This window comes from Enterovibrio coralii (assembly GCF_001559595.1).
In the GTDB taxonomy this organism is placed as follows: domain Bacteria; phylum Pseudomonadota; class Gammaproteobacteria; order Enterobacterales; family Vibrionaceae; genus Enterovibrio; species Enterovibrio coralii.
Genome location: NZ_LNTY01000006.1, coordinates 40050 through 65757, shown reverse-complemented (window position 1 = coordinate 65757; position 25708 = coordinate 40050). Strand labels below are relative to the sequence as shown.

General features: G+C 48.1%; 26 protein-coding genes and 1 pseudogene. 9 read left to right on the top strand and 18 right to left on the bottom strand.

Annotated elements, in window-relative coordinates:
* Positions 1-9: 9 nt before the first annotated feature.
* Positions 10-1548: a glutamate--cysteine ligase gene (gene gshA, locus ATN88_RS01120; RefSeq protein ID WP_067410147.1), complete on the bottom strand. Its 1539-nt coding sequence runs from the start codon at positions 1546-1548 to the stop codon at positions 10-12.
* 370 nt (positions 1549-1918) lie between these two features.
* Here gshA and ATN88_RS01115 point away from each other — a divergent pair, with 370 nt between their 5' ends.
* The 3 genes from ATN88_RS01115 (at position 1919) to ATN88_RS01105 (ending at position 4191) form a co-directional block, all read left to right on the top strand.
* On the top strand, positions 1919-2422 hold the full coding sequence (locus ATN88_RS01115; protein ID WP_067410144.1) for a hypothetical protein: 504 nt from the start codon (positions 1919-1921) through the stop codon (positions 2420-2422).
* A complete protein-coding gene (locus ATN88_RS01110; protein ID WP_083539387.1) occupies positions 2365-3693 on the top strand; it encodes an EAL domain-containing protein in 1329 nt (442 codons plus the stop codon). Before ATN88_RS01115 ends, ATN88_RS01110 begins: the two co-directional genes overlap by 58 nt.
* Before the next feature lie 111 nt (positions 3694-3804).
* Positions 3805-4191, top strand: coding sequence for a hypothetical protein (locus ATN88_RS01105; RefSeq protein ID WP_067410139.1), 387 nt, complete (start codon positions 3805-3807; stop codon positions 4189-4191).
* Positions 4192-4297: 106 nt separating this feature from the next.
* Here the strand turns inward: ATN88_RS01105 and ATN88_RS01100 are convergent, their stop codons facing one another.
* Positions 4298-6880, bottom strand: coding sequence for a TRAP transporter permease (locus ATN88_RS01100; protein WP_067410137.1), 2583 nt, complete (start codon positions 6878-6880; stop codon positions 4298-4300).
* Between the two features lie 77 nt (positions 6881-6957).
* Complete coding sequence (locus ATN88_RS01095; protein WP_067410134.1) at positions 6958-7929, bottom strand: TAXI family TRAP transporter solute-binding subunit; 972 nt, start codon at positions 7927-7929, stop codon at positions 6958-6960.
* A 571-nt stretch (positions 7930-8500) separates the two neighbouring features.
* Here ATN88_RS01095 and ATN88_RS01090 point away from each other — a divergent pair.
* The 6 genes from ATN88_RS01090 (at position 8501) to map (ending at position 13627) form a co-directional block, all read left to right on the top strand.
* Positions 8501-9562 carry an extracellular solute-binding protein gene (locus ATN88_RS01090; protein ID WP_067410131.1) on the top strand — a complete coding sequence of 354 codons (1062 nt, stop codon included), beginning with the start codon at positions 8501-8503 and terminating at the stop codon, positions 9560-9562.
* Between the two features lie 84 nt (positions 9563-9646).
* Positions 9647-10753 (top strand): ABC transporter ATP-binding protein, encoded by a 1107-nt coding sequence (locus ATN88_RS01085; RefSeq protein ID WP_067410128.1) that lies wholly within the window; start codon positions 9647-9649, stop codon positions 10751-10753.
* A 9-nt stretch (positions 10754-10762) separates the two neighbouring features.
* Complete coding sequence (locus ATN88_RS01080) at positions 10763-11623, top strand: ABC transporter permease (protein WP_067410124.1); 861 nt, start codon at positions 10763-10765, stop codon at positions 11621-11623.
* Between the two features lie 3 nt (positions 11624-11626).
* A complete protein-coding gene (locus ATN88_RS01075; protein ID WP_067410120.1) occupies positions 11627-12490 on the top strand; it encodes an ABC transporter permease in 864 nt (287 codons plus the stop codon).
* A 134-nt stretch (positions 12491-12624) separates the two neighbouring features.
* On the top strand, positions 12625-12849 hold the full coding sequence (locus tag ATN88_RS01070; RefSeq protein ID WP_067410117.1) for a ParD-like family protein: 225 nt from the start codon (positions 12625-12627) through the stop codon (positions 12847-12849).
* A complete protein-coding gene (gene map, locus ATN88_RS01065; RefSeq protein ID WP_067410114.1) occupies positions 12842-13627 on the top strand; it encodes a type I methionyl aminopeptidase in 786 nt (261 codons plus the stop codon). The genes ATN88_RS01070 and map overlap by 8 nt, the downstream gene beginning before the upstream one ends.
* 85 nt (positions 13628-13712) lie before the next feature.
* On the opposite strand, the gene ATN88_RS01060 is transcribed toward map, so the two are convergent.
* From ATN88_RS01060 to dctP, 15 genes and pseudogenes are all read right to left on the bottom strand, one after another.
* Positions 13713-14321, bottom strand: a complete 609-nt coding sequence (locus ATN88_RS01060) for a hypothetical protein (protein ID WP_067410109.1) — start codon at positions 14319-14321, stop codon at positions 13713-13715.
* Between the two features lie 302 nt (positions 14322-14623).
* A complete protein-coding gene (locus ATN88_RS01055; protein ID WP_083539386.1) occupies positions 14624-15544 on the bottom strand; it encodes a GNAT family N-acetyltransferase in 921 nt (306 codons plus the stop codon).
* Positions 15545-15686: 142 nt separating this feature from the next.
* Positions 15687-16010 carry a beta/alpha barrel domain-containing protein gene (locus ATN88_RS26435; protein ID WP_232312663.1) on the bottom strand — a complete coding sequence of 108 codons (324 nt, stop codon included), beginning with the start codon at positions 16008-16010 and terminating at the stop codon, positions 15687-15689.
* Positions 16011-16139: 129 nt separating this feature from the next.
* Positions 16140-16733, bottom strand: coding sequence for an alpha/beta hydrolase (locus ATN88_RS26430; RefSeq protein ID WP_232312662.1), 594 nt, complete (start codon positions 16731-16733; stop codon positions 16140-16142).
* A gap of 215 nt (positions 16734-16948) precedes the next feature.
* Positions 16949-17359 (bottom strand): hypothetical protein, encoded by a 411-nt coding sequence (locus ATN88_RS26425; protein WP_232312661.1) that lies wholly within the window; start codon positions 17357-17359, stop codon positions 16949-16951.
* Between the two features lie 35 nt (positions 17360-17394).
* Positions 17395-17994: an alpha/beta hydrolase gene (locus tag ATN88_RS26420; protein ID WP_232312660.1), complete on the bottom strand. Its 600-nt coding sequence runs from the start codon at positions 17992-17994 to the stop codon at positions 17395-17397.
* A gap of 120 nt (positions 17995-18114) precedes the next feature.
* Positions 18115-18752, bottom strand: a pseudogene (gene otnC, locus ATN88_RS01040) (3-oxo-tetronate 4-phosphate decarboxylase).
* Entirely contained in the window at positions 18752-20029 is a 1278-nt protein-coding gene (gene otnK, locus ATN88_RS01035; protein WP_067410106.1) for a 3-oxo-tetronate kinase, read from the bottom strand. Before otnK ends, otnC begins: the two are co-directional and overlap by 1 nt.
* Before the next feature lie 2 nt (positions 20030-20031).
* A complete protein-coding gene (locus ATN88_RS01030) occupies positions 20032-20703 on the bottom strand; it encodes a GntR family transcriptional regulator (RefSeq protein WP_067410103.1) in 672 nt (223 codons plus the stop codon).
* A gap of 39 nt (positions 20704-20742) precedes the next feature.
* The gene (locus ATN88_RS01025) at positions 20743-21843 is read right to left on the bottom strand and encodes an isocitrate/isopropylmalate dehydrogenase family protein (RefSeq protein WP_067410098.1); all 1101 of its coding nucleotides are present in this window, start codon (positions 21841-21843) and stop codon (positions 20743-20745) included.
* A gap of 12 nt (positions 21844-21855) precedes the next feature.
* Positions 21856-22152: a putative quinol monooxygenase gene (locus ATN88_RS01020; protein ID WP_067410095.1), complete on the bottom strand. Its 297-nt coding sequence runs from the start codon at positions 22150-22152 to the stop codon at positions 21856-21858.
* A 15-nt stretch (positions 22153-22167) separates the two neighbouring features.
* Positions 22168-22293, bottom strand: a complete 126-nt coding sequence (locus ATN88_RS28060) for a hypothetical protein (RefSeq protein ID WP_269748083.1) — start codon at positions 22291-22293, stop codon at positions 22168-22170.
* Between the two features lie 9 nt (positions 22294-22302).
* Positions 22303-23616: a TRAP transporter large permease gene (locus ATN88_RS01015; protein ID WP_067410091.1), complete on the bottom strand. Its 1314-nt coding sequence runs from the start codon at positions 23614-23616 to the stop codon at positions 22303-22305.
* Positions 23613-24116, bottom strand: a complete 504-nt coding sequence (locus tag ATN88_RS01010) for a TRAP transporter small permease subunit (RefSeq protein WP_067410087.1) — start codon at positions 24114-24116, stop codon at positions 23613-23615. The genes ATN88_RS01015 and ATN88_RS01010 overlap by 4 nt, the downstream gene beginning before the upstream one ends.
* Positions 24117-24173: 57 nt before the next feature.
* Positions 24174-25208 (bottom strand): TRAP transporter substrate-binding protein DctP, encoded by a 1035-nt coding sequence (gene dctP / locus ATN88_RS01005; protein WP_067410084.1) that lies wholly within the window; start codon positions 25206-25208, stop codon positions 24174-24176.
* Positions 25209-25708 lie beyond the last annotated feature (500 nt).

The window sequence follows — 25708 nt, the reverse complement described above, 5'->3', positions numbered from 1 at the left end:
TGTCTCAGTTCAGCAATCGCATGTAATGGCGTTTTTCTTGTTCAGGAAGTCGTCGAATGGCAAAGCATGTTCGGCTTCGAGGGTTGCTTGCTCGACGAGAGATGCTTCAACCAGACTTTCAAGCTGAGTTTGCAAGTCAGCATCAATGCCTGCTGCACGATGATGAACCATGTGCGCCGTTGAAAGCTTGCTGACCAGCTCTGCATAGCTCAATCCTTCTTGCTGCATGTCTGCAAGCACCTGAGCCGATGGCGTCAGTGTTGAATCGTTCAGCTTTTGGTTCTCTAGCACCAAGCTTTGGGAGTATTCGTGGGTGTCAAACGCACGGTCAAACAGCGAAGCGACGTCTGTCATTGCTGTCAGCAAGGCTTCACCCATTTCCGTCAATGAACGCTCACCGTCTAGCGTCGGTAACAATAAATCTGGTTTACGCCCCGTGGTGGCAACCAATTCCATACGCGCCTTGATCACCGCTTGTTCTTCCACCGTTAATGCAGGGCTTGGCGACAACGCACAGTAAGCGAGGAACATATCCAAGAAGTGGCTTTGTGTTTCGTTAATACCAAGCGGAAGATACGGATTGTTATCCACCGTGCGCAGCTCCACATACTCAACGCCTTTACGACACAGCGCTTCGAGCGGACGCATGTCCTTTGCCACCACTTTTGGTCGAATAGCACCATAAAGCTCCGCTTCCAATTGAAGGATTGCCGCATTGAGCTGCTGACCTTCTTCAATCGACAAGTACTTCTCGCTTGGCTTGGCCAGCAGATCTGAAACACCTTTCAGGTAGGTGTTCTTGTCGTTGTAGCTAATTGGATACTGCGATTGCTCGCTGTTGGTATAGCCAACACTACTCAGGCGTAAAGAGGTCGCCCAAGGCAGATAGAACGAATCCGCGTCTTCAACCCCGCCCATTGGCAGCAAGCTGTGCGCGCGACCTTGCAGGTAGCTTTTATCCAACGCCGGAGATGCACCGAAAAGGTACGCAACAATCCATCCATGACGCAACGCGTTACGGATCAGATGGAAGTAACGCTCAGAAATGAAGTCTGGCAACGGCAGTTCGCTGTTTTCTTGCTGGTGCAGTTCAACCCAGAAGCTTTCTGGCAAAGAGAAGTTGTAGTGAATGCCAGAGATGGTCTGCATACGCTTGCCATAACGGTTCGCCAGCCCTTGGCGATAACGCATTTTCATCTCAGCCGCGTTGGAGCGGCCATATTGTGCAATGGTGATGTCGCGCTCTTCAGGCAACACAGGCGGCAAACTGCCAGCCCACAACATTTCGTTGTCAGGCAAATTATTCGCGACAAAGTGATGCAAACCTGCCAAGTGGTTAAACACGGCGTTTTTGTCTGTGTACGCAGGTGTGATCAACTCTAGCTGCGCTTCTGCAAAGTCCGTGGTGATAAACGGATGCATCAATGCAGAGCCCAATTTTTTCGGATGTGACTGTTGAGATAACGCCCCTTTTGGGGTGGTGCGGATGGTTTCCTTTTCGATCCCGCGGCGAATGCTCCTAGCGTCGCTGCCAATGTATTCATCGATTTAATGTTCATTTTTTCTTATTAGGCAATGTATTACGTGAGTCGCACTACATGTAGAGAGCGACTCATTTTGAATTCTTTGCCTATAAGACGCAGGGAGTTAGGAAAAGACGAAGAAAAGATGAAAATTTTTAAAATATTTTTGAAAATACTAACGCAGACTCCTCGTAGATACACGTGGTGCACTACCCCTGAAGCCGAAACACCATTGATTGCCTTTGCGCCCCATCATCGAATTCTCGATTTTTCACACTCAATTTTTCTCGCTTTACGCCAAGCATCGCAATCACTACCTTAATTTTGACGCTATCAATGACTAGCCACACGGACGTTGTGCTATTCAGCAGTAAATCGACAAGCAAGGATGTCCTATGAAAGTGTGTGTGGCTTACACAAAAGAAGACAAGCGCAACAAGATAACAAGCAACTTAACGCTTTCATCGCTTTACCACGGCAGCTTGTTTGTTCAATTGTCAGAGCTCGAAACCCTCAGCAATAGTGATGTTGTCATTTTGTATGACAGCAAATACGTCGCCAAAAATGCAGCGGATGTCAGTGCTTCTCTTTCCCTTCTGAAAGCAAACAATAACTGCGTTGCCGTTGTGCTTTCTTGTCGTCAAGATGACCGCCTCACTGGGGTAACGACGCAAATTTGCCGCATTGCGGGTGCGGACAGCATTGAGCGAATTCACAACACCTATAATGCTGACGCGTTAGAAACCGTCATCTCTCATGCCCTTCGCCTGGCGCAAGCAAAGGACGCATCATCCTCGACGACAGTGAAGATGAGCAGCTTCTCACCGCGTTTAAACATGGTTTGGTTAATTACTATCAACCTCAATATGACATTCGCACCAACAAAGTGGCGGCTGTAGAGGTACTACCGAGAATAAGAACCCTCGATGGCGTGCTGGTGTATGCCAACAAACGTCAGCCATTCATTGAAAGAAATGGGTTGGAACATACGCTATTTTTTACCTCTTTGAGAATGGCGATGCTCGATATGACCTTGTCGTCTCTCGATATCAACCTCTCTATCAACGTTTCGAAAAACACGCTTAGTGATAAAGCGTTTTGCTCGTCAGTCGCCGATGTCCTTAATGAATTTCGTTTTAACCCTAAAAAACTGACGCTCGAAATCAACGAACACGCTGACTGTCTCGATGTGCTCGACGCACTCATCAACATCACTAACCTCAAGTTACTCGGCGTGGGTTTCGCTATCGAAAATTTTGGCAATGGGACCAACCCCTACGGCCAACTCACGAGCTTGCCTGTTACCGAGTTAAAGGTAAGCCGCTCCTATGTAAAAAAGGCGATGAAACACTACGGCAGTCAGCAAATTGTCTTTGGTGCCATTTCCGTCGCGCAGTCGCTGGGGCTTCGCTGCGTTGCTGAAGGTGTGGAAGATATTGCCACCTTGGAATACCTCAAGCAAAACAAGGTCGATTACGCGCAAGGCCGTTTGCTATCAAAGCCGGTGACCATCACTAAACTCACTCGCTTAATGGCAAACTCGAATACGACTCGCCGCCCAACTAAACGCGCCAAAAAGCGCACGACCGTATTGCTGGTCGATACCCGCATTTCTCGTCTTGCGAGCCTGAAGAAGTCGCTAGAGCTTCAAAGTGCAGATTTCACCGTACTCACCGCTTCAACGCGTAAAAAAGCCAAGCAGCTTTTCTCTGACAAGGCGATAAGCTTCGTTATCTGTGATGAGAGCCATCGCCGTGAAGTAGAAAGGTTGATCGCAGAGAGCCCAAACGCATCCCACTTGTTTGTGCTTCATGAGAACTATGTCGAACCAAGGATTCCTGAGAATCTCTACTATCAGGATGCTTCTCACCTCAGCGCAGTGAAAATCAAGCGACTCATAAAAAGCCACCTCAGTTTGGAAAAAGAGCTGGATGTGCTCTCGCGTCTCTCTTCGCAAGAGAAAGTGGTGTTGAACCAGATTTACCAAGGGGAAGCGTGCAAGAAAATAGCCCGCGATTTAGACATCAGCTTCAAAACGGTCAGCACCTACAAGACAAGGATCTTCCAGAAACTGGGCGTCCACAACGACATTGAATGCGTGCGCTTGTTAAGCGGATTTTCGCCTGAAGCACTTGGTCGTCAACTGGTATTAGAGAAAGAAACCGCTTAAACGCAATGGGCTCAGTAACCAAACAGACATTTGACTATTTGAATGCACATGAAAATAATGCTCCTTATACCTTTTAGGGTCTGTTGACCTTTGTGAATAAGAGCAACCCAAATGTCTAATATCGTCCAGTTCTCTGCGTTTAGTGGTGGTAAGAAACCGAACACCACCGCACCTGCCAAATCGCCAAGCCCTAAAGCGTTAAGGGAAGAAGCTGCTTTGAAGCAGGACAATCTCTGCTACTTCTGCGGCAACCGCAAAGAAACCAAAGAGCTGAACTGGCTGAACAAGGTGGGCTTTAAGGAAAAGGCACATGTTGTTTGCGGCACTTGTAGCTCTGAAGCTAAGTCACGGTCAATGGATGAACTGCGGATAATCCTTGCTCTGAAAGCGATGGATTTCAGAACGATCAAGATTCAACAGTACCTTGAACTGCGAGAGAAAGGCGTCCGAATCGAAGGCGTCAGTAAATACAAGTTTCACTTTGAAACGATCGATTGAGTCTTAGGTAGGCAGCACTCAGACCGCAATATAGATACAGAATTATATAAAAAAGCCCTGAACGCATTAGCGTTACAGGGCTTTTTGCAGGGGATTTTTTCGATTGTTACGCTGCTACTGCAGACAAGCTTACGCGTCGGCGTTGCATCCAAACCACCAGACCGAATAGCAGCAGTGCAGGAATCCACATCCACTCTTTACGGAAGCGTTCTGCTGGGGTGCGAACATCCACAATTTGTTGATCAAACTGCAGGCCTACTGCTTCCGCAGGGCTAGCAAACGAAACGATGTCGATCAGCGTCTGACCGTCTTGCTGGTAGGTCTCAATACCCAGTGCATCCAGCTTATCTTGTCCGGTTTCGCCTGCCGGGACTTCCATCAACACAGAGAATTCACGCATCTTGCCAACAGCATCTTCACCAGAGATACGCATTCTGAGGATTGAGCCTTCATCCAATGGTTCCAAGGTTTGTACCAGTTGCGCTGGATTACTTGACTCATAAGGGTCAATAGCAAGATCTACCCAATAACCTGGACGGAACAAGGTAAAGGCCACCAGCAGCAGTAACACGTTCTCATACCAGCGGTTACGAGTGAGGAACCACCCTTGCGTGGCGGAGGCGAATATCAGCATTGCAATGGTAGAGACAATGAAAATGACAATGCCCTGCCCCACGCTAACATCAATCAACAATAAGTCGGTGTTGAAGATAAACAAGAATGGCAGTGCTGCCGTTCTCAGGCTGTAGTAAAACGCGGTTAAACCTGTCTTGATTGGGTCGCCTTTGGATACCGCAGCAGCAGCAAACGAGGCCAAACCCACAGGTGGCGTTACGTCAGCCATGATGCCGAAGTAGAACACGAACAGGTGCACCGCAATCAAAGGCACAATCAGGCCATGCTGTTGACCCAACGTAACAATCACCGGAGCCAGAAGGCTTGATACCACAATGTAGTTAGCGGTTGTCGGCAGACCCATACCAAGAATCAGACTCAGCAATGCGGTGAGCATCAACATCAGCAGCAAGTTGCCCATAGACAGCATCTCAACCAGATCTGCCAGCACCAAACCGACGCCCGTTTGAGAAACCGCGCCTACGATGATGCCCGCCGTTGCCGTGGCGATACCGATGCCGATCATGTTGCGCGCACCCGCAATCAGGCCTTCGCGTAGATCGATAATGCCGTCTTTAAATGTGCCGTGGTCATGCTTGTTGTCGTTACGCATCCAGCTCAATAGCGGACGTTGGGTAAGTACAATCACCACCAAGATCATGCTGCCCCAGAATGCTGATAGCCCCGGAGACAGACGCTCTACCATCAAACACCAAACCAGAACCACAACAGGTAATAGGTAATGCAAACCTGACAGCAGCACAGCGCGTGTGTCTGGCAATTGGTCTAGCGGTGCGTCTGGATCTTCTGCTGGCAACGGATCATTGCTCGCGGCGACCTTCAGCAAACCAAGGTAAACCACGGCCAAAATCATAGCCATACCCGGCAGCACAAACTCGCCCAGTGCAGGCTTCAACCAACCTAGACCGTAGTAGACTGCCATCGATAACCCCGATACCAGTGCTGCACCAAACGCAAAACCAGTAAGGCGTGCAAGCCATGGTTTAGAGCGCGCCGCATCAATTGGCTGCATACCTAACTTCAATGCTTCCAGATGCACGATGTATAGCAATGCGATGTAGGAAATAGCGGCTGGCAAAAACGCATGCTTGATGATTTCAACATACGGAATACCGACGTATTCCACCATTAGGAATGCGGCTGCGCCCATAACAGGTGGCATGATCTGCCCATTAACAGATGAGGCCACTTCCACTGCGCCCGCTTTCTCTGGCGAGAAGCCGACTTTGCGCATCATTGGAATGGTGAAAGTACCTGTCGTCACAACGTTGGCGATGGAAGAGCCAGATATTAAGCCTGTAAGGCCTGAAGCAACGACCGCCGCTTTTGCAGGTCCGCCTCGAAGGTGACCGAGCAAGCTAAAGGCAAGCTGAATAAAGTAATGTCCGGCACCCGCACGTTCTAAGAGCGCACCAAACAATACAAACAGGAAAACGAAACTGGTGGATACGCCAAGCGCAATACCAAACACACCTTCTGTGGTGATCCACTGGTGGTTAGCGAGCGCATCAAGCTGAACGCCACGGTGGGACAACAATCCCGGCATCCAAGGACCCGCCAAGCTGTAGCCGATAAAGACCAATGCAATCACAGGCAGTGCTGGGCCTAACACGCGTCTTGCCGCTTCCAATAACAGCGGCAAACCAATTAACGCGGTAACGAAATCTTCTGTGGTCAAGCTACCCGGGCGTTGCGCCAGTGCTTGATACATCACAAACAAATAGAGGGACGACGCACAGGCAACCAAGCCAAGCATCATGTCCGACACTGGCACTCTGTCACGCGGTGAGCGTTTGAATGCGGGAAACACGAGAAAAGCGAGTAACAACGCAAAGCCAAGGTGGATAGCGCGTGTTTCAGTATCATTCAATACACCAAAGCCGACGATAAATGGCAGTGGTGATGCAATCCAGAGTTGGAAGAGTGACCAAAAGAGTGCCAGCCCTGCAATTGCTTTTTCCATGATGCCTGTCGGTAAACGAGCACCAACATCTTGGGCGATAAGCTCTTCAGCGGAGAGATCGGCTTTGGGTGTGGAAATTGCGTTATCCATAACTTTCTCACTTACAACGAAGAAATAAGCTCTATAGCGACGCTATAGAGCTTGGCTACAAACAGGAGGGTTAGAACTTAAATCCAGCCGCGCTCTTTGTAGTAACGTGCCGCACCTTCGTGCAATGGAGCAGACAGACCGACTTTGATCATTTCAGATTCGTCGAGATCTTTGAACGCTGGGTGCAGACGCTTGAAACGGTCTAGGTTGTCGAACACAGATTTCACCAATTGGTACACCAACTCTGGGTCAGTATCTGCCGTGGTAGAAAGAACCGCTTTACCACCGATAGACTCCGTTGGCTCAGGGTTGCCGCGGTACATGCCACCTGGAATGGTCGCTTTGGTGAAGTAGGCGCGCTCGGCAAGCAGCTTGTCGATTTCAGGACCAGTCACTGGTACCAGCACTGCATCTGTTGTGGTTGAAGCTTCTTGAATCGCACCATTTGGGTGACCCACGAAGTAGCTCATCGCATCGATGTTGTTATCGCTCATCGCAGACGCTTGCTCAGCAGGCTTCAGATCTGAAACCAGTTTGAACACTGACGGCTGCCACGCTTTCGCATCCATGATTTGTTCAAACGTATCGCGCTGACCTGAACCTGGGTTACCAATGTTCACACGCTTACCTTTCAAATCTTCGAAAGAGTTAATGCCAGCGTCTTTGCGAGCCAGAATGGTAAATACTTCACTTTGAAGCGAGAAAACTGCGCGAATATCTTCCATCGGCGTGGAATTTTGGAAAGGAGCTACGCCTTCAAGTGCTTTGTATTGGTGATCTGATTGCATGATACCGAAATTGTATTCGCCGCTTTTCAGACCGTTGACGTTTGCAACGCCGCCACCACTTGCTGGCGCATTACATTTGATGCTGTGCTCATCGCCACCGCGGTTTACAAAGCGGCAAATTGATTGACCCGCAACGTAGTAAACACCTGTTTGACCGCCGGTACCGATGGTAATGAATTTTTCTGATGCTTCTGCCTGACCAACAGGTGAAAGCAGGGAAACCGCGGACACGAGTCCAACTAACAGCACGCTTCCTTTCATAGATATATCTCCTTTACGACTAAATATGCCAAAAGAGATTATCAAATCACTTTTCCTCTGCCTGTAGGACGACTCCTACAAGAAAAGCCATTTTCGTTCGTCTCGAGTTTTCGATTTGTAAACAACTCTCGCCGAGTATGTGTTCTATCAGTAATCAAAGCCGTTTGCGCGCAAAAATCACCCAATTAAATTCGTAAACGATTTTTCTGTTTTTCTGGCATTGATCAAAGTTTTCCCTTCACGTAATCAAAATAAACAACGTAAAAATCTTCGAAATGGCCAAATGGAGCGCAATTATGTGGGAGAGAAAAAGAGGCGTAAGACATAAAAAATCAGTCTGCATAATTTAGCAGCATGCACCACAAAACAAGACACGCTTCACGATACCTGCAAACAATTTCTATTTTCCGAGTTTTGCTTCACACCAAGTTTATATTCGTGTCATAAATTTATAACACGCCAATCGTACCGTTCGGTTCAAAGCAAAAAGCCTCCCGCTAAACATGATGGGTGCTTGTTGTAGAAGTACGCAAAACACTGTGATTACGGAAAAAGACGAAAGGGAAATAAGATGAACAGCGTGAAACTCTCTATCATGGCTGCCAGTACACTTTTGCTGGCGCAAACGGCTAACGCAGAAACACTTCGCTTACTTACCTGGGGTGGCTATGCTCCGCAAGAAGTGATTGACCAATTCCAAAAAGAAACGGGTATCGACGTAAAAGTGACCAAGTCCAACAACGAGGACATGATCTCTAAATTGCGTGCAACGCGAGGTGCGGGTTTTGACCTTGTTCAACCGAGTCAGGACCGTATCACTGGCGCGCAGCGTGACTTTAAAATTTACCAGCCAATCGACCTTTCCAAAATCGACACCAGCTTGCTGATCCCTTCAATGCTGGAAGCCACAAAGACCAATACTGTGTTGGACGGCGATATTTATGGCGTTCCACATATTTGGGGTACCAGCGGCCTTGTTGTGGATACCAAAACAGCAGGCGGCATTAAAGATTACACCGACCTATGTGATGCGGCGTACAAAGGCAAAGTCTCTTATCGCCTAAAACGCCCAACCTTGATTGGTTTTGCGTTTGCCATGGGTGAAGACCCCTTTGCTGCCTACAACGCCCCAGCAAAATACCAAGCGATCTTGGATAAAGTGCAGCAAAAACTCATTGAATGTAAGCCGAACGTCAAAGCGTATTGGTCTGGTGGTGACGAACTGCTGAACTTGGTTCGTTCTGGTGAAGTCGTTGGTGCTATGGCATGGGACGCGGGCGGCTGGAAAGTTAATCGCGACAACGCAGACATCACTTTCGTTGCACCAGAATCTGGTGCACTTGGTTGGATTGATACCTTCGCCATCCCTCGCAAGTCGAAAGCCGTCGATGCAGCATACAAATGGATTAACTTCGTTAATCAACCTGAAATTGCAGCCAAAATCACCGAGTCTGCGGGCAACTTTACAGCGTCTAAAGGTGCTGACAACTACGTCAATGACACTGCAAAAGCGCAGTTCCAAGCGAGCTTCCCGCAAGCCGATATCGATAATATCAAATGGTACCCAACTGTACCTGCTGGCCTAGAAGAGATGGAAGGTCTCGTCTTGGATCGCGTGAAAGCAGCGAACTAATCAATACTGTTCCGCCCAAACGGCCTGTTTCTCTGCAGGCCGTTTAAACACTTCATATAAGCATTATTCATAGGCGTTGTATCTATGTCAGACAAGGCAACACCCGACCTCGAATGCCGGTCGCTTAATAAAACCTTTGGGGACTTTATTGCCGTCAATAACGTTAACGTGACGGTTCCAAAAGGCAGCTTTTTCTCCATCCTTGGCCCATCTGGTTGTGGCAAAACCACCTTGCTCCGAATGCTCGCGGGCTTTGAGCAGCCGACTTCTGGCGACATCATAATTAAAGGCGGACGCGTAAACGACATTGCGCCGAACCGTCGTCCGGTTAACATGGTCTTTCAGCACTTGGCTCTCTTCCCTACCATGACGGTGGCGGAGAACATCGGTTATGGTCTGCGCCGCAGAAAAACACCCAAGCATGAAATTGATAAAAAGGTCGATAAGGTGCTGGCACGCGTGGGGTTATCCGGCAGCGGTCCTAAAGAGATTTCTCAACTCTCCGGCGGTCAAAAGCAACGTATCGCCATTGCGCGATGTTTGGTACTCAACCCAGATGTGCTGTTGCTCGATGAACCGTTGGGCGCATTAGATCTAAAACTTCGTGAACAAATGAAGGTGGAGCTAAAACATCTTCAACAAGAATTCGGCACCACTTTCGTCTATATCACGCATGATCAGTCCGAAGCCTTGGTGATGTCCGATCAAGTTGCGGTGATGAATCACGGCCAGTTTGAACAACTCGGTTCACCGCAAGACTTGTACTACTCCCCAGAAACCGCCTTCGTTGCCAAATTTGTGGGCGAAAACAATCACCGCTCCGGCACCGTTGCTGACATCAATGGTCAGGTCGCCACCATTACAGGTGCGAATGGCGAAAAGCTAATGGCAAGCACCAGCCATCGTATGACTGTCGGCGATAAAGTAGATGTATTTGTGCGTCCCGAAGCGATTGGAATTTCCCTGCCAAACGACAAACCCGCGCATGCAGAAAACGGCTTTGATGTGGTAGTCAAAGAAATACTTTTTGACGGCTCACGCAGCCAATTGGTGGCAGAAAGCCCGCAACTTCAAACCGCTTTCTTCGTTCAACTGCCACAAACCGAAAGCTTCAGAGCTATTCGTGCAGGTGACCCCTTGTTTATACACTGGCAGTCCGCTGTGTCTCGCTGCTTACGCACTGAGAGCTAGGAGGCGAACATGATTGAACGCGGTCACCGACTTGCTCTTTATCTACTGCTGACGCCTTTTTTACTGTGGCTGACGCTACTCATCATCTTGCCGCATGTGCAGATGTTCAATATCTCCATCCATGACCGAGTGGTTGGCGGCGATAAGGTGTTAAGCCTCGACAATTACGCCACCTTCTTTACCGAACCGCTCTATTGGCGAACCTTCGCGCGCACCGCCATCATGTCGCTACTCGCAACGGCATTAACATTACTCATCGCCTTTCCGGTGTCGTTCTACATTGCCAAAGTGTGCCAAGGAAAAACCAAAAGCCTGCTGTTTGTTGCCTGCCTGCTGCCCTTTTGGGTCAGCGAATTGGTACGCAGTTATGGTTGGATGATTTTGCTCCGTGAATCTGGGCTTGTTAGCGGTTTTCTCCAATACGTTGGCCTTGCCGACCAGCCCGTAGAGCTGCTGTATAACGATGCCACTATCATGCTTGGCCTCGTCTACACCTCTATGTTGTTTATGGTCGTGCCGTTGATTACAACCTTGGACAGCCTCGACAACAGTTTGATTGAAGCGGCTTACGATTTGGGTGGCAGCAGTTGGGATGTATTGCGCGAAGTGGTTATCCCACATGCCATGAGCGGCATTGTGGCAGGATGCATCGTCGTCTTTATGCTCACATTGGGTAATTACCTCACGCCTACCCTGCTTGGCGGAAAAGACAGCCTTTGGTTTACCGAGCAGATTTTTACCCAGTTCATAACGCGTTTTAACTGGGAACAAGGTTCAGCATTTGGCATTTTGTTACTCTCGCTCTCCTCCTTAATGGTTTGGGGTGGTCTCAAGCTAACCCGTCAATCCTTTGTTAAGACGATGGGGTGACGCATGATTCCTTCATTACCTACAAACCGCTCGTTGCAACGTATCTATCAGGGATACATCGCCCTGTTCTTTATCTTTCTGATGTTGCCTTTGATTGTCGTTGCAGTCTTCGCCTTTAACGACAGTTTGTTTCCGTCGCTACCTTGGAACGGTTTCACCCTCTCTTGGTTTATCGGCACAACAGAGCCAGAAATAGGGATTTTCAACGATCGAGAACTGACGGACGGCATTGGCGTAAGCATTATGGTGGCCATAGCGGTGACTGTTTGTTCGATTGCGCTCGCCACCACCAATGCCTTCTTGTTTGAACGTTTCGACTTTCGCTTCAAAGGGTTTTGCTATGTGCTGCTATTGCTGCCACTGGTGATCCCTGGTGTGATCCTTGGTGTCTCAATTCTTCTGATGAGCAGCACCATCGCAAATGGCATCGAAGACAGCATTGGCTGGGACATTGAGTGGATGCGTCCTGGACTCATTCTCGTCGTTCTCGGCCAGTTTGCCTTTATCACCACCATTTGTACCTTGGTGATTGCAGCAAGACTGCGTAAGTTCGATATCAGCCTAGAGGAAGCGGCACTGAATCTTGGGGCAACCAAACTAGAGGCTGTTTTCACGATTACGCTGCCTTTCCTTCGCCCTGCTCTCATTGGCGCAGGTATCATTGCGTTCCTCATGTCTTTTGAAAACTTCAATACAACGTTGATGTTGGTGGGATCTGATGCGCCGCTCACCATCGCCATGTTTGACCGTTTACGCGAAGGTTCTACGCCAGTCATCAACGCCGTTTCATTGCTACTTATGGTGGCCTCTGGCCTTCTTGCGATGGCAAGCATCTGGTTTTCATCGAAATCTGCGAAAACAGACTGACGAAAGCTTGCAGGGTAAAAACGCCATCCGATGCTTGATCGGGTGGCGTTTTTTATCGGCAGCAATAGAACAACTTGACGCAACACCCTTAACGAATACAATACATATACGTTTTATATATACATCGCATATCAATGGGCATCGTTAAGATTTCAGAAGAACTTCATGAGGAGATCCGTAAGGCAAGCTCCGTCATGTCTCGCTCAATCAACTCTCAGGCCGAATTTTGGATAAGAATGGGCATGTTGGCTGAATTGTATCCTCACCTGACCTTCAACCAAATCGTCGCTGAACTGATGAAATCAGCCGATGTGTCTGTACCTTCTGCAACATCTTCACAAGGTGCGAACGATGAATAATACCGTCAACATCAAGTCAGCGTCTGATATCGAGTTAATGCGAAATGCAGGTAAGCTGCTCGCACAGGTTTTCCATATGCTCGATGACTATGTAAAACCCGGCATCTCAACCATGGATATCAATAACCGTGTGGACGACTTTATTGTCAACGAGCTAAAAGCCCGTCCAGCGAGTAAAGGCCAGTATGATTACGCCTTTGTTTTGAATTCCTCCATCAATGACGTGGTTTGCCACGGTGTCCCCAAGGTCACTGAGTTTCTGAAAGGCGGCGACATCATCAACCTCGACATCACGCTGGAGAAAGACGGCTTCATTGCGGATTCAAGCAAGATGTATGTGATGCCAGCAGCCACACCTCGCGCGAAAAAGCTGGTAGATGTCACCTATCAAGCGATGTGGGAAGGCATTAAGCAGGTTAAGCCGGGAGCGAAACTGGGCGACATTGGTCATGCCATCCAGAAATATGCAGAGTCGCATGGCTACAGCATTGTTCGCGAATATTGTGGACACGGTATTGGCAGAGAGATGCATGAAGAGCCACAAGTGCTTCATTACGGACGACCAAACACTGGCCTCACACTTCGTGAAGGCATGGTATTTACCATTGAGCCGATGGTGAATCAGGGTGGCGCAAAGATTAAAACCAAGAAAGATGGTTGGACTGTCGTCACGCGTGACAAAAAGCTTTCTGCACAGTCTGAGCACACGATTTTGGTTACTGCGACGGGATACGAAGTGCTCACGCTACGTGGTGACGAAAGTTTGCCATCACAGTAACAAATTAAGCGTTATCTGGCAGTTCCCATGGTTCTGCCAGAGCTTATCTCGTCCTAGATTCGTTTCTTCACAAGCAGCCTTCTGCTTAAGCAGGTAAGAAGTCGCTAGTGAAAACAAAGTACCACAGGGCCGATGACACAAAGCCAAAAACAATGGCCAAACTAAGATGCTGGTATCGGCCAAAAGGACTGTTCAACCTTGCCAAACTAGGATTGTGGACAGGAACCCATAACGTCACTTTTTTACCCGTTTTGAACCTCAATAGAACCATCATGGGATAGTTCATCGAAACGGTGTGCTCAACTAGGTAATCCCAACCCCTGAAGTTAAAATAGAAAACGGCATTAAATGACACAGAGGGCTTATTAAGGTCTACGGATTCATCCTGTCGTCCATAGTGAGTGAAATGGGTAGCACCTGCAATTTCACCTTCCACCAGCTCATACTTCCACTTCCGCTCTTTCGCATACGTTCTGAGAGCGAAAATGCCCGCCAAACCAACGATTCCTGCAAACCAAGCTGTTAAAATTTGACCACCGTTATCAAAGAAGATTGCTGCAGCAATAGCGACGGGAATCGTCCCTATCGTTAAACCAAACTTCACCAGCCCCTTCTTTTCTTCAGGTGAAATGTTCAACGAGTTAGGCTTGGTGTTGCTCTTGTTCTTTGAGTGTTGAGGCTTTTTTCTGGACACGCTACTACCTAGTGATAACTAATTTGCCGTTGATGAGTGAGAAGTAGGGAGAGCACCGGAGTCTCCTTTGCAAAACACGGTAGGAGAAGACAGCTTCAATAACAATCCAAGCTAGCATCACTCTCAATGGATTCTAAAAATTAGGAAAATTGACACTTACATAGAGCGGAAAACAGCTTAGTTTCAGGTAGCAAAGGAGCAGAGTGGAGTAATGCTTAATACAACGAGTTAATCAGAAGAAGTGCTGCGAATACACTTCCCCTGACTTTCTCTTGTCAATGAATACACTTAGTTGCAAGATATTAGAGGGTGGAAGCAGAAGAAATTTCAGTACCGCTACTTTGCAACGCAAGCTCGAAATCTTCCGCAATAAGCTTCATTGGTGTCACTGGCAATCCATAAAAATCCACTTTCTCGCCTGTCACCGTACCGCCCAACGTTTGTACGATAGAAACCGTCGTATCTCGTGCGTCGATAAGGATTTCATCAGTAATCGTTAGTAAGTCACGAAGCGAATGCAGTGCCAGTGCTTTCCCTATGCCACAGCCTCTAAATCGATTGTCGACTACAAATCTTCCCCAATGCCAAGCTCCTTCTTTTTCCCAACCGGCTACGGCACCGAGAACATACTCCCCAGAGCGTGCAACCCACCACTTTTGGGTTGTTTCTCTGGCAAGTGGGACGAGGTCTTCAGGAATTTTTTGTTCACCATGAAAAGTATCTCTTAAAAGAGCATCAATATCTTCTCGGTAAACAGGGCTGAGAGTTTCTATCTGAATCTTTGTTTTGTTTATTGCGGCACTTTTTCTAAATGCGCTCAATCTTAGTAATCTCAAACCATCAATGACTGACTGTGCTTCTTGAGGCTCTAGATACTCGAGCAATTGAGAAAGCTCTTGATTTGCCGAGTTATCTGCAGTACCAAGTCGCTTCAGGCCTTTCGGTTCTAACCGGAAACACTTTTGTCGTTTATCATTTTCATTGGCAGATGCACCCACATAACCTTTGGTGATCAGCCCATTCAACGTTCTGCTCAATGAAGCTTTTTCAACATTCAATTGAGTGCCAAGTTCGGCAAATGACGTTACGCCGTTTTTACGTAAGTAAGTGAGTACGTGAACTTGTGATAGAGACAATCCTGAATTCAGGCAGTTTTTGTCGAGCAAGCCTAATTCTCTGACGAGATATCTAAGCTCACTCCTGATTTCTTTTGCAAAAGGCATAACCACACCGAAAATCTAAAAAAGAGCGTTCAATCATATAGATAAATCATCGAACCTCAATACTCATTGATACTATCAACAAAAGGTGCGATGTAGCTCCCCTTAATTAAAGAAGGCGGGAAAACACCCGCCTTCGTGACTTTCATTGACAATTGAATTGCCCATTTATAAATCGCAATCCTCGCTCAATTTGGTCGAGGATGCAGTCGAGATGTCCACCGTCAAACACATGATGCGTAATAGGGATATCAAGGGCTTCAAAGTTGGCGATCATCATGTTGAAGCTATCCAAAATTGGCTCACCGACTGCATCCCCTTCCTGAGTGCCTATCTCGGTATAGAGCGCGAGGCGTGATGCAGATTGAACAAATGCTGATGCTCTGTCGCAATCGCTAAGATAAGGTTTAAATTTGGGCACCAATGTCTTAGCGATATCGGATAGCTGGAACGCCTCCAAGGCCGACATAACCGCCTCCATATCATTTGAAATATACGAAGGTGGATTATTTGTGTCTGGGCAAATCGCGCGAAGAATCGCTAGGTAGGCAAAGGTATACCATTCGCATGTTTTACCCGATGTAAGCAGTTCAATTTGCTAGTTAAAATATGCCCCATGACCTCGATAGGTGTGTCTTCGCATCATCATTCCAGCAGGACTCAATGCAACACATGCTTGATAAATCTCGGGGCAATGCATGGCAGCGAACAGAGCACTGAACCCTCCCATTGAATGTCCAAATATCGCTCGCTTACCGCTTGCTACTCGGTACTGATGCTCAACCACATGAATCACATCTTGGGTGAGGTAGTCAAAGAAATTGCCGGAAACAGGAGAGTTCAGAAACCAGCACCCCCTGAGCGACGATGTACCATCCACCGACACGAGGATCATTTCTTCAACGTCCCTGTTTTCGACCAAGGTATCCATGACATGGTTAAGTCCTGGAGCACTGGCATCATCGCTAAACCACCCTTTCGGCGTTCCCTCTATGCCGTGCATCACGTAAACCACTGGGTAATGGCGGTCTTCCATTACGAAGTATGATTGAGGAAGATAAATAACGAGGGTACGGTTAGCATCTTCGCCAACAAGATTCCCTTCCAAAGAAGGAGCCGTAAAGGAGATTTCTTCGACATACCCTTGGTAACAGCCAGAACGATGTTTTTCTAATGTTGGAGCAGGAGCCATTTCGTCATCCTGAAGTGCCATAAATAAGCACATTTGAGCATATAACCTATTGACCGCTATCTAATTTACATTGACGTGTGACCACTACAGCAGGCGAAAGACATGTTTTTAATCGAAGTGTGTAAACCCCAGAATTTCGCGATTTTTTAGTTGGTTAATTCTGGGGTTTCAGTGTAAGACAATGTGCATGCCGATTGCGGTCTATGATATACCCATTATTCGCTCCTAAACGCGCGACCAATAAACCGAAGACCACGCTCCACTTGCTCCTCGATTTTGTCGATGTGCCCACCTTCGAATACATGATGTTGAACTGCTACATTAAGCTCTTCAAACTTGGCAATCATAAGCTGGAAGCTCTCAAGGATTGGATCACCCACTGACTCTCCTTCATCCGTTCCAATTTCCGAATAAACTGGCAGGAACTTGAGGTCCTCAACTTCAACATTACCGATTTCGGTGTATTTAGGTTGTAGCGTCAAGGCAGAAGCGCGCTCTTCCACAATGGCTGAAAGATGGAAGCTTTCCAGCGCTTTCATCGCGCTCTCCAGATCTTTAGTGATGTACGAAGGCGGGTTATTCACATCCGGGGCAATAGCGCGAAGAATCGAAAGATAAGCGAGCACAAACCACTCGCACTCCTCGCCTCGAGTCAGTTTGCCTATCTGTTCTTTGAAAAATCAGCATGTTGCTGATAGGCGTGCTGTCGCATCATCATTCCTGCTGGGCTGAGTGCCGCACAGGCTTGGTACAAATCAGGACGATACATTGCCGCATACAAGGCTCCAAAGCCGCCCATTGAATGGCCGAAGATCGCTCGCTTACCGGCTTTAACACGATATTTGCTCTCAACGACATCTATGGTTTCTTGCGTCAGTAAGTCGAAGAAGTTGCCTGACACGGGCGAATTTAAATACCACGCCCCTTCAAGCGAGGAGGTGCAATCGACGGCGACCAGAATCATCTCTTCAACATCTCCGCTCTGCACTAACCTATCCAAAACCCTGTCCATACTGGGGTCAGTAGGTAGCTGACTAAACCAATTTTCAGGCGCGCCATACATGCCATGCAGCACATAAACGATCGGATAATTGCGCTCAGAAGAGGACGCGTATGACGCCGGAAGATACACGATGAGGTTTCTTGTTTCGTTCTCGCCCGCAAGGTTTCCTTTTAGTGAGGTCGCATCAAATGAAAAGCGTTCAAACACACCTTGAGAGCAATTTGTGTTCAGGGGTTCTTGTGTTGAATGCGTTTCCATATGCCTGTCCTCAATTGTCTGAAATGCATTTCATTTGAGCACAGGCAAGGTTGTTGATGATGACACTGGAGGTTTCTTGCGAGCCAGTTAACAGCGAAGCCACAAGCAATAGCAAGAGTGCTAGGCTTTCCCAAAGGTCGCTTCCAAGTCGGCGACTTCTTCTCGGGACAGGTGTTTGCGAATATCGTCGGGAACAAGGAAGGCCAGCTTTGCCGTTTCTTCCAGCTCTTCGTAATTGTCACCAGCGTCTAGCAGGTTTTTCCCCATCACCACTGCTCCGTGGTTGGCCATCAAAATAGCGCGATGATTTATTGCTTTCTCGGCTAACGCAGGTGCGATCTTATCTGAGCCTGGGCGAAAGTAGGGAATGGTCGGGAGGCTTCCGACTCGCATCACGTAGTACGGAGAGAAAGCCTCTAACGCATTGTCATGATTTAAGTCTTTGCGACATGCAAGTGCGGTCAAATACGTAGAATGCAGATGCACGACAGCGCGATACGAAGGGTTGGCAAGGTAGATAGCACGGTGGAAGTCCACTTCTTTTGAAGGACGGTCGCCTGAGAGATGCTCACCCGCGAGACTCACAACAGAGAGGTTTTCCGCAACCAATCTTCCAAACTGGTGCCGGTCGGTGTCGCTAAAATCATTCCATCATCCAAGAGCAAAGAAAGATTGCCTGCGCCACCCGTCGCGTAGCCACGTATGAATAAGTCGCGTCCGTAGTCCACCATTTGCTGGCGAAGTGTGTTTTCATCCATCATTTCATTGTCTCCTGTGCTCGGTAAAAGAAGTCTTCTTCGCCGAAATTTCCCGACTTCAGTGCTAACGCCACAGAGCTATCAAAAGATTGAACCCAAGGTACGCCCGGCGATATTTCTCCGCCGATCCTTACCCCATCTAAATCAAATGCCTGCGTAACAGTACCTGACGTTTCGCCACCCGCGCTGATCACGGCTTTCAAGTCGTGTCGACGAAGGTGACGGATGAGAGAGTGGAACATGCTCTCTACAGCAGCGGCAGCCTTGTCGCCAAACTGTGCTTGAATGGCTGCCAATTCCTCGGGTGGCACAGTGGCGTAAACAAGCGGAAAGCATTTATCAGATTTGTTGTTTAGTACCCATTCTCCGACTTGCAAAAAATACTCACGGTCTTGAATGCATGAAGCCACATCTACCTTGAAAGACGGTGCCTGCCCGCTGTAGCTCTTCACCTGGCGGTTAGTCATTTCCGAACAGCTCCCTGAGACCACCAATCCAAAATCAGGCTTGTTCGGATAAAACGCAGCAACGCCATTGTCGCTTAATACAGATTGCGTCGATTTGTTTTCGTTTAACGCTGCCGCAATCGCACCGGCAAAGCCTGACCCACCGGTTGCCAACGCATCACTCGCAAACACTTTTCCCAATGTTGTAAGGTGACTTTCATTCAAGGCATCACAAACCACATATTGATGCGCATGCTCGATATCTTTTTGAGTAAGCGATAGACAAGCTTCAACACCTCGCTCGATGTCATTAAGCGGCAGCAACCACGATTTGCCTAATGACTGCGCATCCATCAAACGAAGAAGGTTTGCATCTCGCATCGGCGTTAAAGGGTGGTTACGCATGCCCGATTCATTGAGAAGCACATCATGAACAAACAAGTAGCCGTTATAGACGGTGCGACCGTTGACAGGCAATGCCGGACAAACAGACACCGAGCGCACATTGAGTGCTTTCATCAACGCATCTGTAACTGGGCCTATGTTGCCCTTTTCCGTGCTATCGAACGTGGAACAGTACTTAAAGTAAATGTGCTCACACCCTTGTGATAGCAGCCATTCTAGGGCTTCCAACGATTCGGTAATGGCGTTGTTCGGTTCAATAGAACGCGTTTTCAACCCAATCACAAGAGCCTTTGTGTCCATGAAATGGCTGGAGATATCTGACGCAGGCACACCATTGAATTGCACCGTGCGAAGTCCGTTTTTAACGATAAAGCTGGCTGCGTCTGTGGCACCCGTATAGTCATCTGCAATAACGCCTAGTTTCATAACTACCTCGACGTGACGTTAATCAGCCCCGTGATCCCTGTCAGCAATGAAATCAGCTCACTGGAGGAGCGTTTTCTGTGTTGTTCATGAATAAGAAAAGCTTTGTCGAAATCGCCAGACTCCATCGCCCGAAAGGTTCGCGTATGTTCATCCGTCGACTCTTTGGGTATTGCCCTCACGCGAAACGTCAGCAGCCGAATTCGCTGCGATTTATCCAAAAGGTGCTGCGTCATGGAGGCTAACGTTTCATTTCCACATAGCTTTATCAGCGCAAGGTGAAACCCTGTGTCATGCTCCATCCAAAGGGCTTTGTTTTCTTGTTGGAGAGCAAGGTTCAACCCCTCAACATGCTCGCGTAAGGTTTCCCAACTCGTCCCTTTGCAGTGCTCTACGCTCAGCAAACGAATGGCCTGCAACTCCAAAGCCGCAATCACCTCGTAGATTTCTTTTAGCTCTTCAACGGAAATAGGCTTAATAAAAACCCCCCGCCTTGGCACTAATTCCACCAACCCCTCTTGCGCGAGGCGAATACACGCCTCCCGAAGCGGTGTTCGCGATACTTGTATGCGTTCTGCCAATGCCTCTTCGAGGTAGTAATTTCCAACTTCAAGCTCGTTGGAGAGCACCATTTGGCGAACCGTCTGATACGCAGTTTCAGTGAGCTTTTTCTTCATTCATATCCTTATCTGGCTCTTAATCGAGCACTTAGCGCGTTACGTCTCCTCGATGACGCCAGATAGCTTATTGCCAATGAGTCCCGAAATCTGTTTCAACCCCGCGCTACCCCCTAATTCAAAGGGAACAATGCTATGGGTTGCGTATGCTTGCTCTACGGCACTTTCTAGTTTTGTTGCTGCGTCCAATGCTTCGTAGCACTGATGTTTGTCAGCCAAGTATTCCAGCATCATTTTTCCGGAAAGGATCATGGCTGTTGGGTTTGCCTTACCCTGCCCGACTATGTCTGGCGCGGAGCCGTGACACGGTTGAAACACGGCGTGCGAGTCACCAATTTCACCTGACGGTGCCATCCCCATACCGCCCATCAACCCTGCCGCGATATCGGAAAGAATGTCGCCGTACTGATTTTCTGTTGGCATCACATCAAACACCCAAGGACGACGCAGCAAATCCAGTGCAGCAAAATCCACATACTGGTGCTGCGCCTGAACATCTGGGTATTGTTCAGCGACGGAATAGAACCATTGTCTGGCTCGATGCTGCGAAGACAGTACGTTGGCTTTATCTATGTGCGTCACGAGATTTTTGCCTTTTCCGTTTTTGCTTCTTTGCTGAGACAAACGAAAACTGAAGTTAAAAAGCTTGTCGCACACGGTTCGAGAAATCCGCATCAAGTTGTGGGCGTATTCCTCATCGTCCTTTTCGTGACCGCGAGGAAAAGCAAATAGCCCTTCTATGGACTCACGGACGATGACGAAATCAAGTGCCAAGCTCCGCGGGTCTTTTAATGGCAAAGGCAAGCCCGGCAAGGTTTTACAAGGTCGCACACCTGCATAGAGCTGAAGGCGCTTTCTCAAATCATGTTGAGGCCCAATTTCCGTGCCGTCTGGATAGCGAATATCAGGGTGACCCATCGCAGAGAGAAAAATGGCATCCGCGGCTTTTGCTTCCTGAAAATGGCTTTCTGGAAACGCATCTCCCGTTTGGGCGTAATACTCGGCGCCAGCGGGAATATGGGTAAAGCTCAGTGAAAGGCCACATTGGTTTGCGGCCTCCTGCACCAATTCAAGTGCAGGTGGTGTGACTTCCTTGCCGATGCCATCTCCCGGCATCACTGCGATTGTGAAATGCTTCATCGCGAATTCCTTTTACTCACCAACTCTTGGCCAAACACGTTCAAAACACTGCACCGTTTTCTCATCCAACTTGCCGATACAAGCCTGATCAAAAGAGAAAAAATGCGCAGTCACGAGATGCTGTTCAAACGCGAGTCTCGACGTGTATTTCTCATAGAGAAAAACGGTTTGGTTTGGCTCATCAAAACAAACATCAAATTGCAGGCATCCTGGCTCTTCGAGAGACAAGGCTGCGTTTTGTAAAACAAGGTTGCTGAACACATTGAAATATCCATTCGACACCTTGAACATGACGGTTACCACGTACATCTACTGCTCCTTGTCCTACAACACGCCTTGTGAGAATCCGAATAAGAACCCCAACACCGCAGCGACCATCAGAACGCCCGCTATCTCTGGCCACCAGCCAAACTCGTAAATCTCGGGATCTTTTCCATCAGAGGTTTTCATTTTTCACTCCTACTTCGTTAGTCCCGGCAGCCACAGCGCAAGACTTGGGAAGAACAACACCAGCATCAAACCAATCAACTGCAATCCAATAAATGGCAACACGGCGAGGAAAATCTCCTGCAACGTGACGTCTTTCGGCGCAACGCTTTTGAGGTAAAAACATGCAGGACCAAATGGCGGCGATAACATGTAAATTTGAATGTTCATGGCAAACAAAATGCCGAACCAGACAGGATCAAAGCCAAGGCTTGCCACCACAGGGGTAAACACAGGAACGGTGATAAAGACGATGGCAATCCAATCGAGGAAGGTACCTAGCACCATCACAATCAACATCATGATGCTGATGATGGCCAACGGCGGAAGATCTAGCCCTGTCAGTAGGCCATTCAGAAAGCTTGTCCCGCCAATGATGTTATAAATCCCCACCAACGATACCGCACCTACGATGAGCCAAATGATTGAGCCCGTCGTCACTGTGGTCGACCAGAGTGCTTCTCGAATATTCGCGAGCGTCAGTTCTTTACGAAGTGCTGCGATGATGACCGCACCAGCAGATCCAATTGCCGCAGATTCAGTGACTGTCGCGATACCCATGTAAATCGAACCCAATACTGAACCGATTAAGAAGAAGGGCAACACAATCCCTTTGAGATACACCAGACGCTGCATAAAGGGTAATTGCGCTTCCGGTTTGTCGTAGACTGGCCCTAACGCTGGGTTCATCCGGCAGCGAATCATCACGTAGGCGACATAGAGAAATGCCAGCACTAACCCCGGAACAACGCCCGCGGTAAAGAGGTCTTTCACAGACACACCCGCTTCCGCGCCGTAAACAATCAATACAACGCTCGGAGGAATTAACGTCGCTAGTGAACCTGATGCCGCAATCGTCCCTATCGACAGTTTTCTGTCATAGCCAAGGCGGAACATTTGAGGCAGCGCGATAAGGCCGAGCAGCACGATTTCACCGCCTACAACACCGCTCATCGCCGCCAAAACAACGCTGACGAACACCGTTTGAACGGCAATGCCACCGCGCATCTGCCCGCCCAGTATCGCCATGCTGTTAAACAGTTCTTTTGCAACCCCAGACCGTTCAAGAATGTTCGCCATAAAGACAAAAAACGGAACGGCAATGAGCGCATGTTTTTCAAATACATGAACAACATTGCTGGAGATGAGGATGAGGCCATCCGACCCAAAATTCAGCAGTGCTGTCGTTACTGATACCAGTAAGGTTGTTGCACCTAATGGCACACCAATGGCCATCAGCAGGAAAAGGCTACCAATGATTGATAGCGTAATGAGTTCAATGCTCATACTGCCTCCTCCTCATTAGAAAATGAGAGAACGAGGTTGGCCGCAAGCTGAACGAAAAATAGGCATGCAGCGACCAAAAGTAGCACTTTGAAATAGGTCGGCAGCGGCGGGTTAAATGCACTGCCAGAGCGTTCGATGTACGTCGCCGCATGCATGGCTGGATCCCATGCTGCCCAGATAAGTCCTGCGACGGCAAGCATGCTAATCGCCAATGCCAAACGTTGCATCCAACGCCATGTCGCTTTGCTCACCACCAGTTCCATCACTGTCACTGTGATGTGGCGTTGTTGCTGTGTCACTGCACCTGCGCTGAGTAGCCATGTGCTGCCACACAACGCCATGATGATTTCCAAGCTCCACGATGTCGGCGCATCGAAAACATACCTTGCGATCACTTCATTGACCGCCAATATGATGGCTGTGGCGTAAAATATGCCGCAGGTTTTGCCTATAAATACGCTGATCTTGCTGGCAACGTCTGCGAATTTGATTCCGTTCATTCACTACACCTGAAGTCGGTTATGGCTTGGCGGAAGAGGCATCTCCCGCCCCTTTGTTTACAGCAGTCCGTTTTCACGCATGTAGTTGTAGTGAGCTTCAAGTGCCGCTTTTGCTTCTGGAGACTTACTTGCGGTTTCTTCCCATGCGCCCTGAGCGATCCTGCGAAACTTGTCTCGCTCCTCTTGCGTCCAATCGATAACTTCGATGTTCTCGTCTGCCTGATCTCGCGCGACGAGCGTCTTGTCTTGTTCATCTAGCGCGTTGAGTAAATCGGCATAGGCAAGGTAAAACCAATCCGTCAGTGCTTGTTGTTGCTCTGGCGTGAGTCGGTCCCACTTTTTCTTGCTGACAGTAAACTGGTGAACTGCCATGGAATGGATGCCAGGGTAAAGCGGGTATTTAGCGATTTGGTGGAAGCCATTACGGTCGTTATTCACATAAGCCGACGCATCTGCTGCATCTACCACGCCTTTTTCAAGGGAGGTGAAAACGTCAGAGAAAGGAATATTGACTGGGCTAGCACCGGCTGCGCGGAAAACGGACGCGGCCAACCCTTCAGGAGAACGAATTTTTACGCCTTGCAGATCGTCAACACTGCGGATCGGCACTTTTGATACCAAGGCTTCTTTAGAAACGGCACCGCAGCCTACGACATGAATACGACCGGGTAAGGTTTTATCCCACAGCGTCTGAAGCGCTTGCGCACCACCACCGTCTTTGCAAAACGCTTGAACCTGTGCCGGGGAGTCATAACCAGCGATCAAATCCCCCAAAATAGCAAAGGCAGGATTACGGCCACTGAAATAGGCAATAGAAGTCAGATCTCCACCCAAAATCCCTGCGGCAACCCCTTCTGGTGTTTCATTTCGAGGCATGACAGATTTGATCGGAAGTAGCTCAACTTTCACTTCTCCGTTCGTCATTTTTTCCAATTTAGGAAGCCAGTTATCTTTGAGGTATCCAAAGGAATAGCCGCCAGATTGAGTTGAAGTCTGTACTTTAAGGATCGTAGCAGCGGAGGCAGAAAAACTGGTTACGGCTAGCCCCAACGACAAGCTGACAACCGTTCGAATGAAGTGACGTCCTAACATCGTGTATCTCCTTATGAGTCATGAACACGTACCTCGAAGCACGTTCTCATTAACATCCTAGTAACACGATTTCAGGCCTTCAATGTATACATTAATAAATATATTAGTAGAATCATAAATAAGAATTTAATGCATACATTTCATTTTAATCTCATTTATTAATCACATAATTCATTCTTACCTTTGAAAAGTTTACTTTGGTAGTGAAATTACACCTGATTTCCAAATTTAAACCGCATATAACGTATACGTTAATATTGGGATTTATCTCTTCCCCTTCTCCTTCAGAACATGTCGATTTCATTTCGTCTGATTCAGATGGCTGTGAGTGCCCAGTAAACCATCAAACTTGTCTATAAAACTTATTTCACAAAAAGAAAGAGAAAAAAATATTTTTACCCTTATTACCCACTCTTTTTCCCCGAGCCAATTAGAAACCCCATTACTTTCTGTTTTTAATGATATTTTTAACCATATGATGACCTATATATTTGCAATAT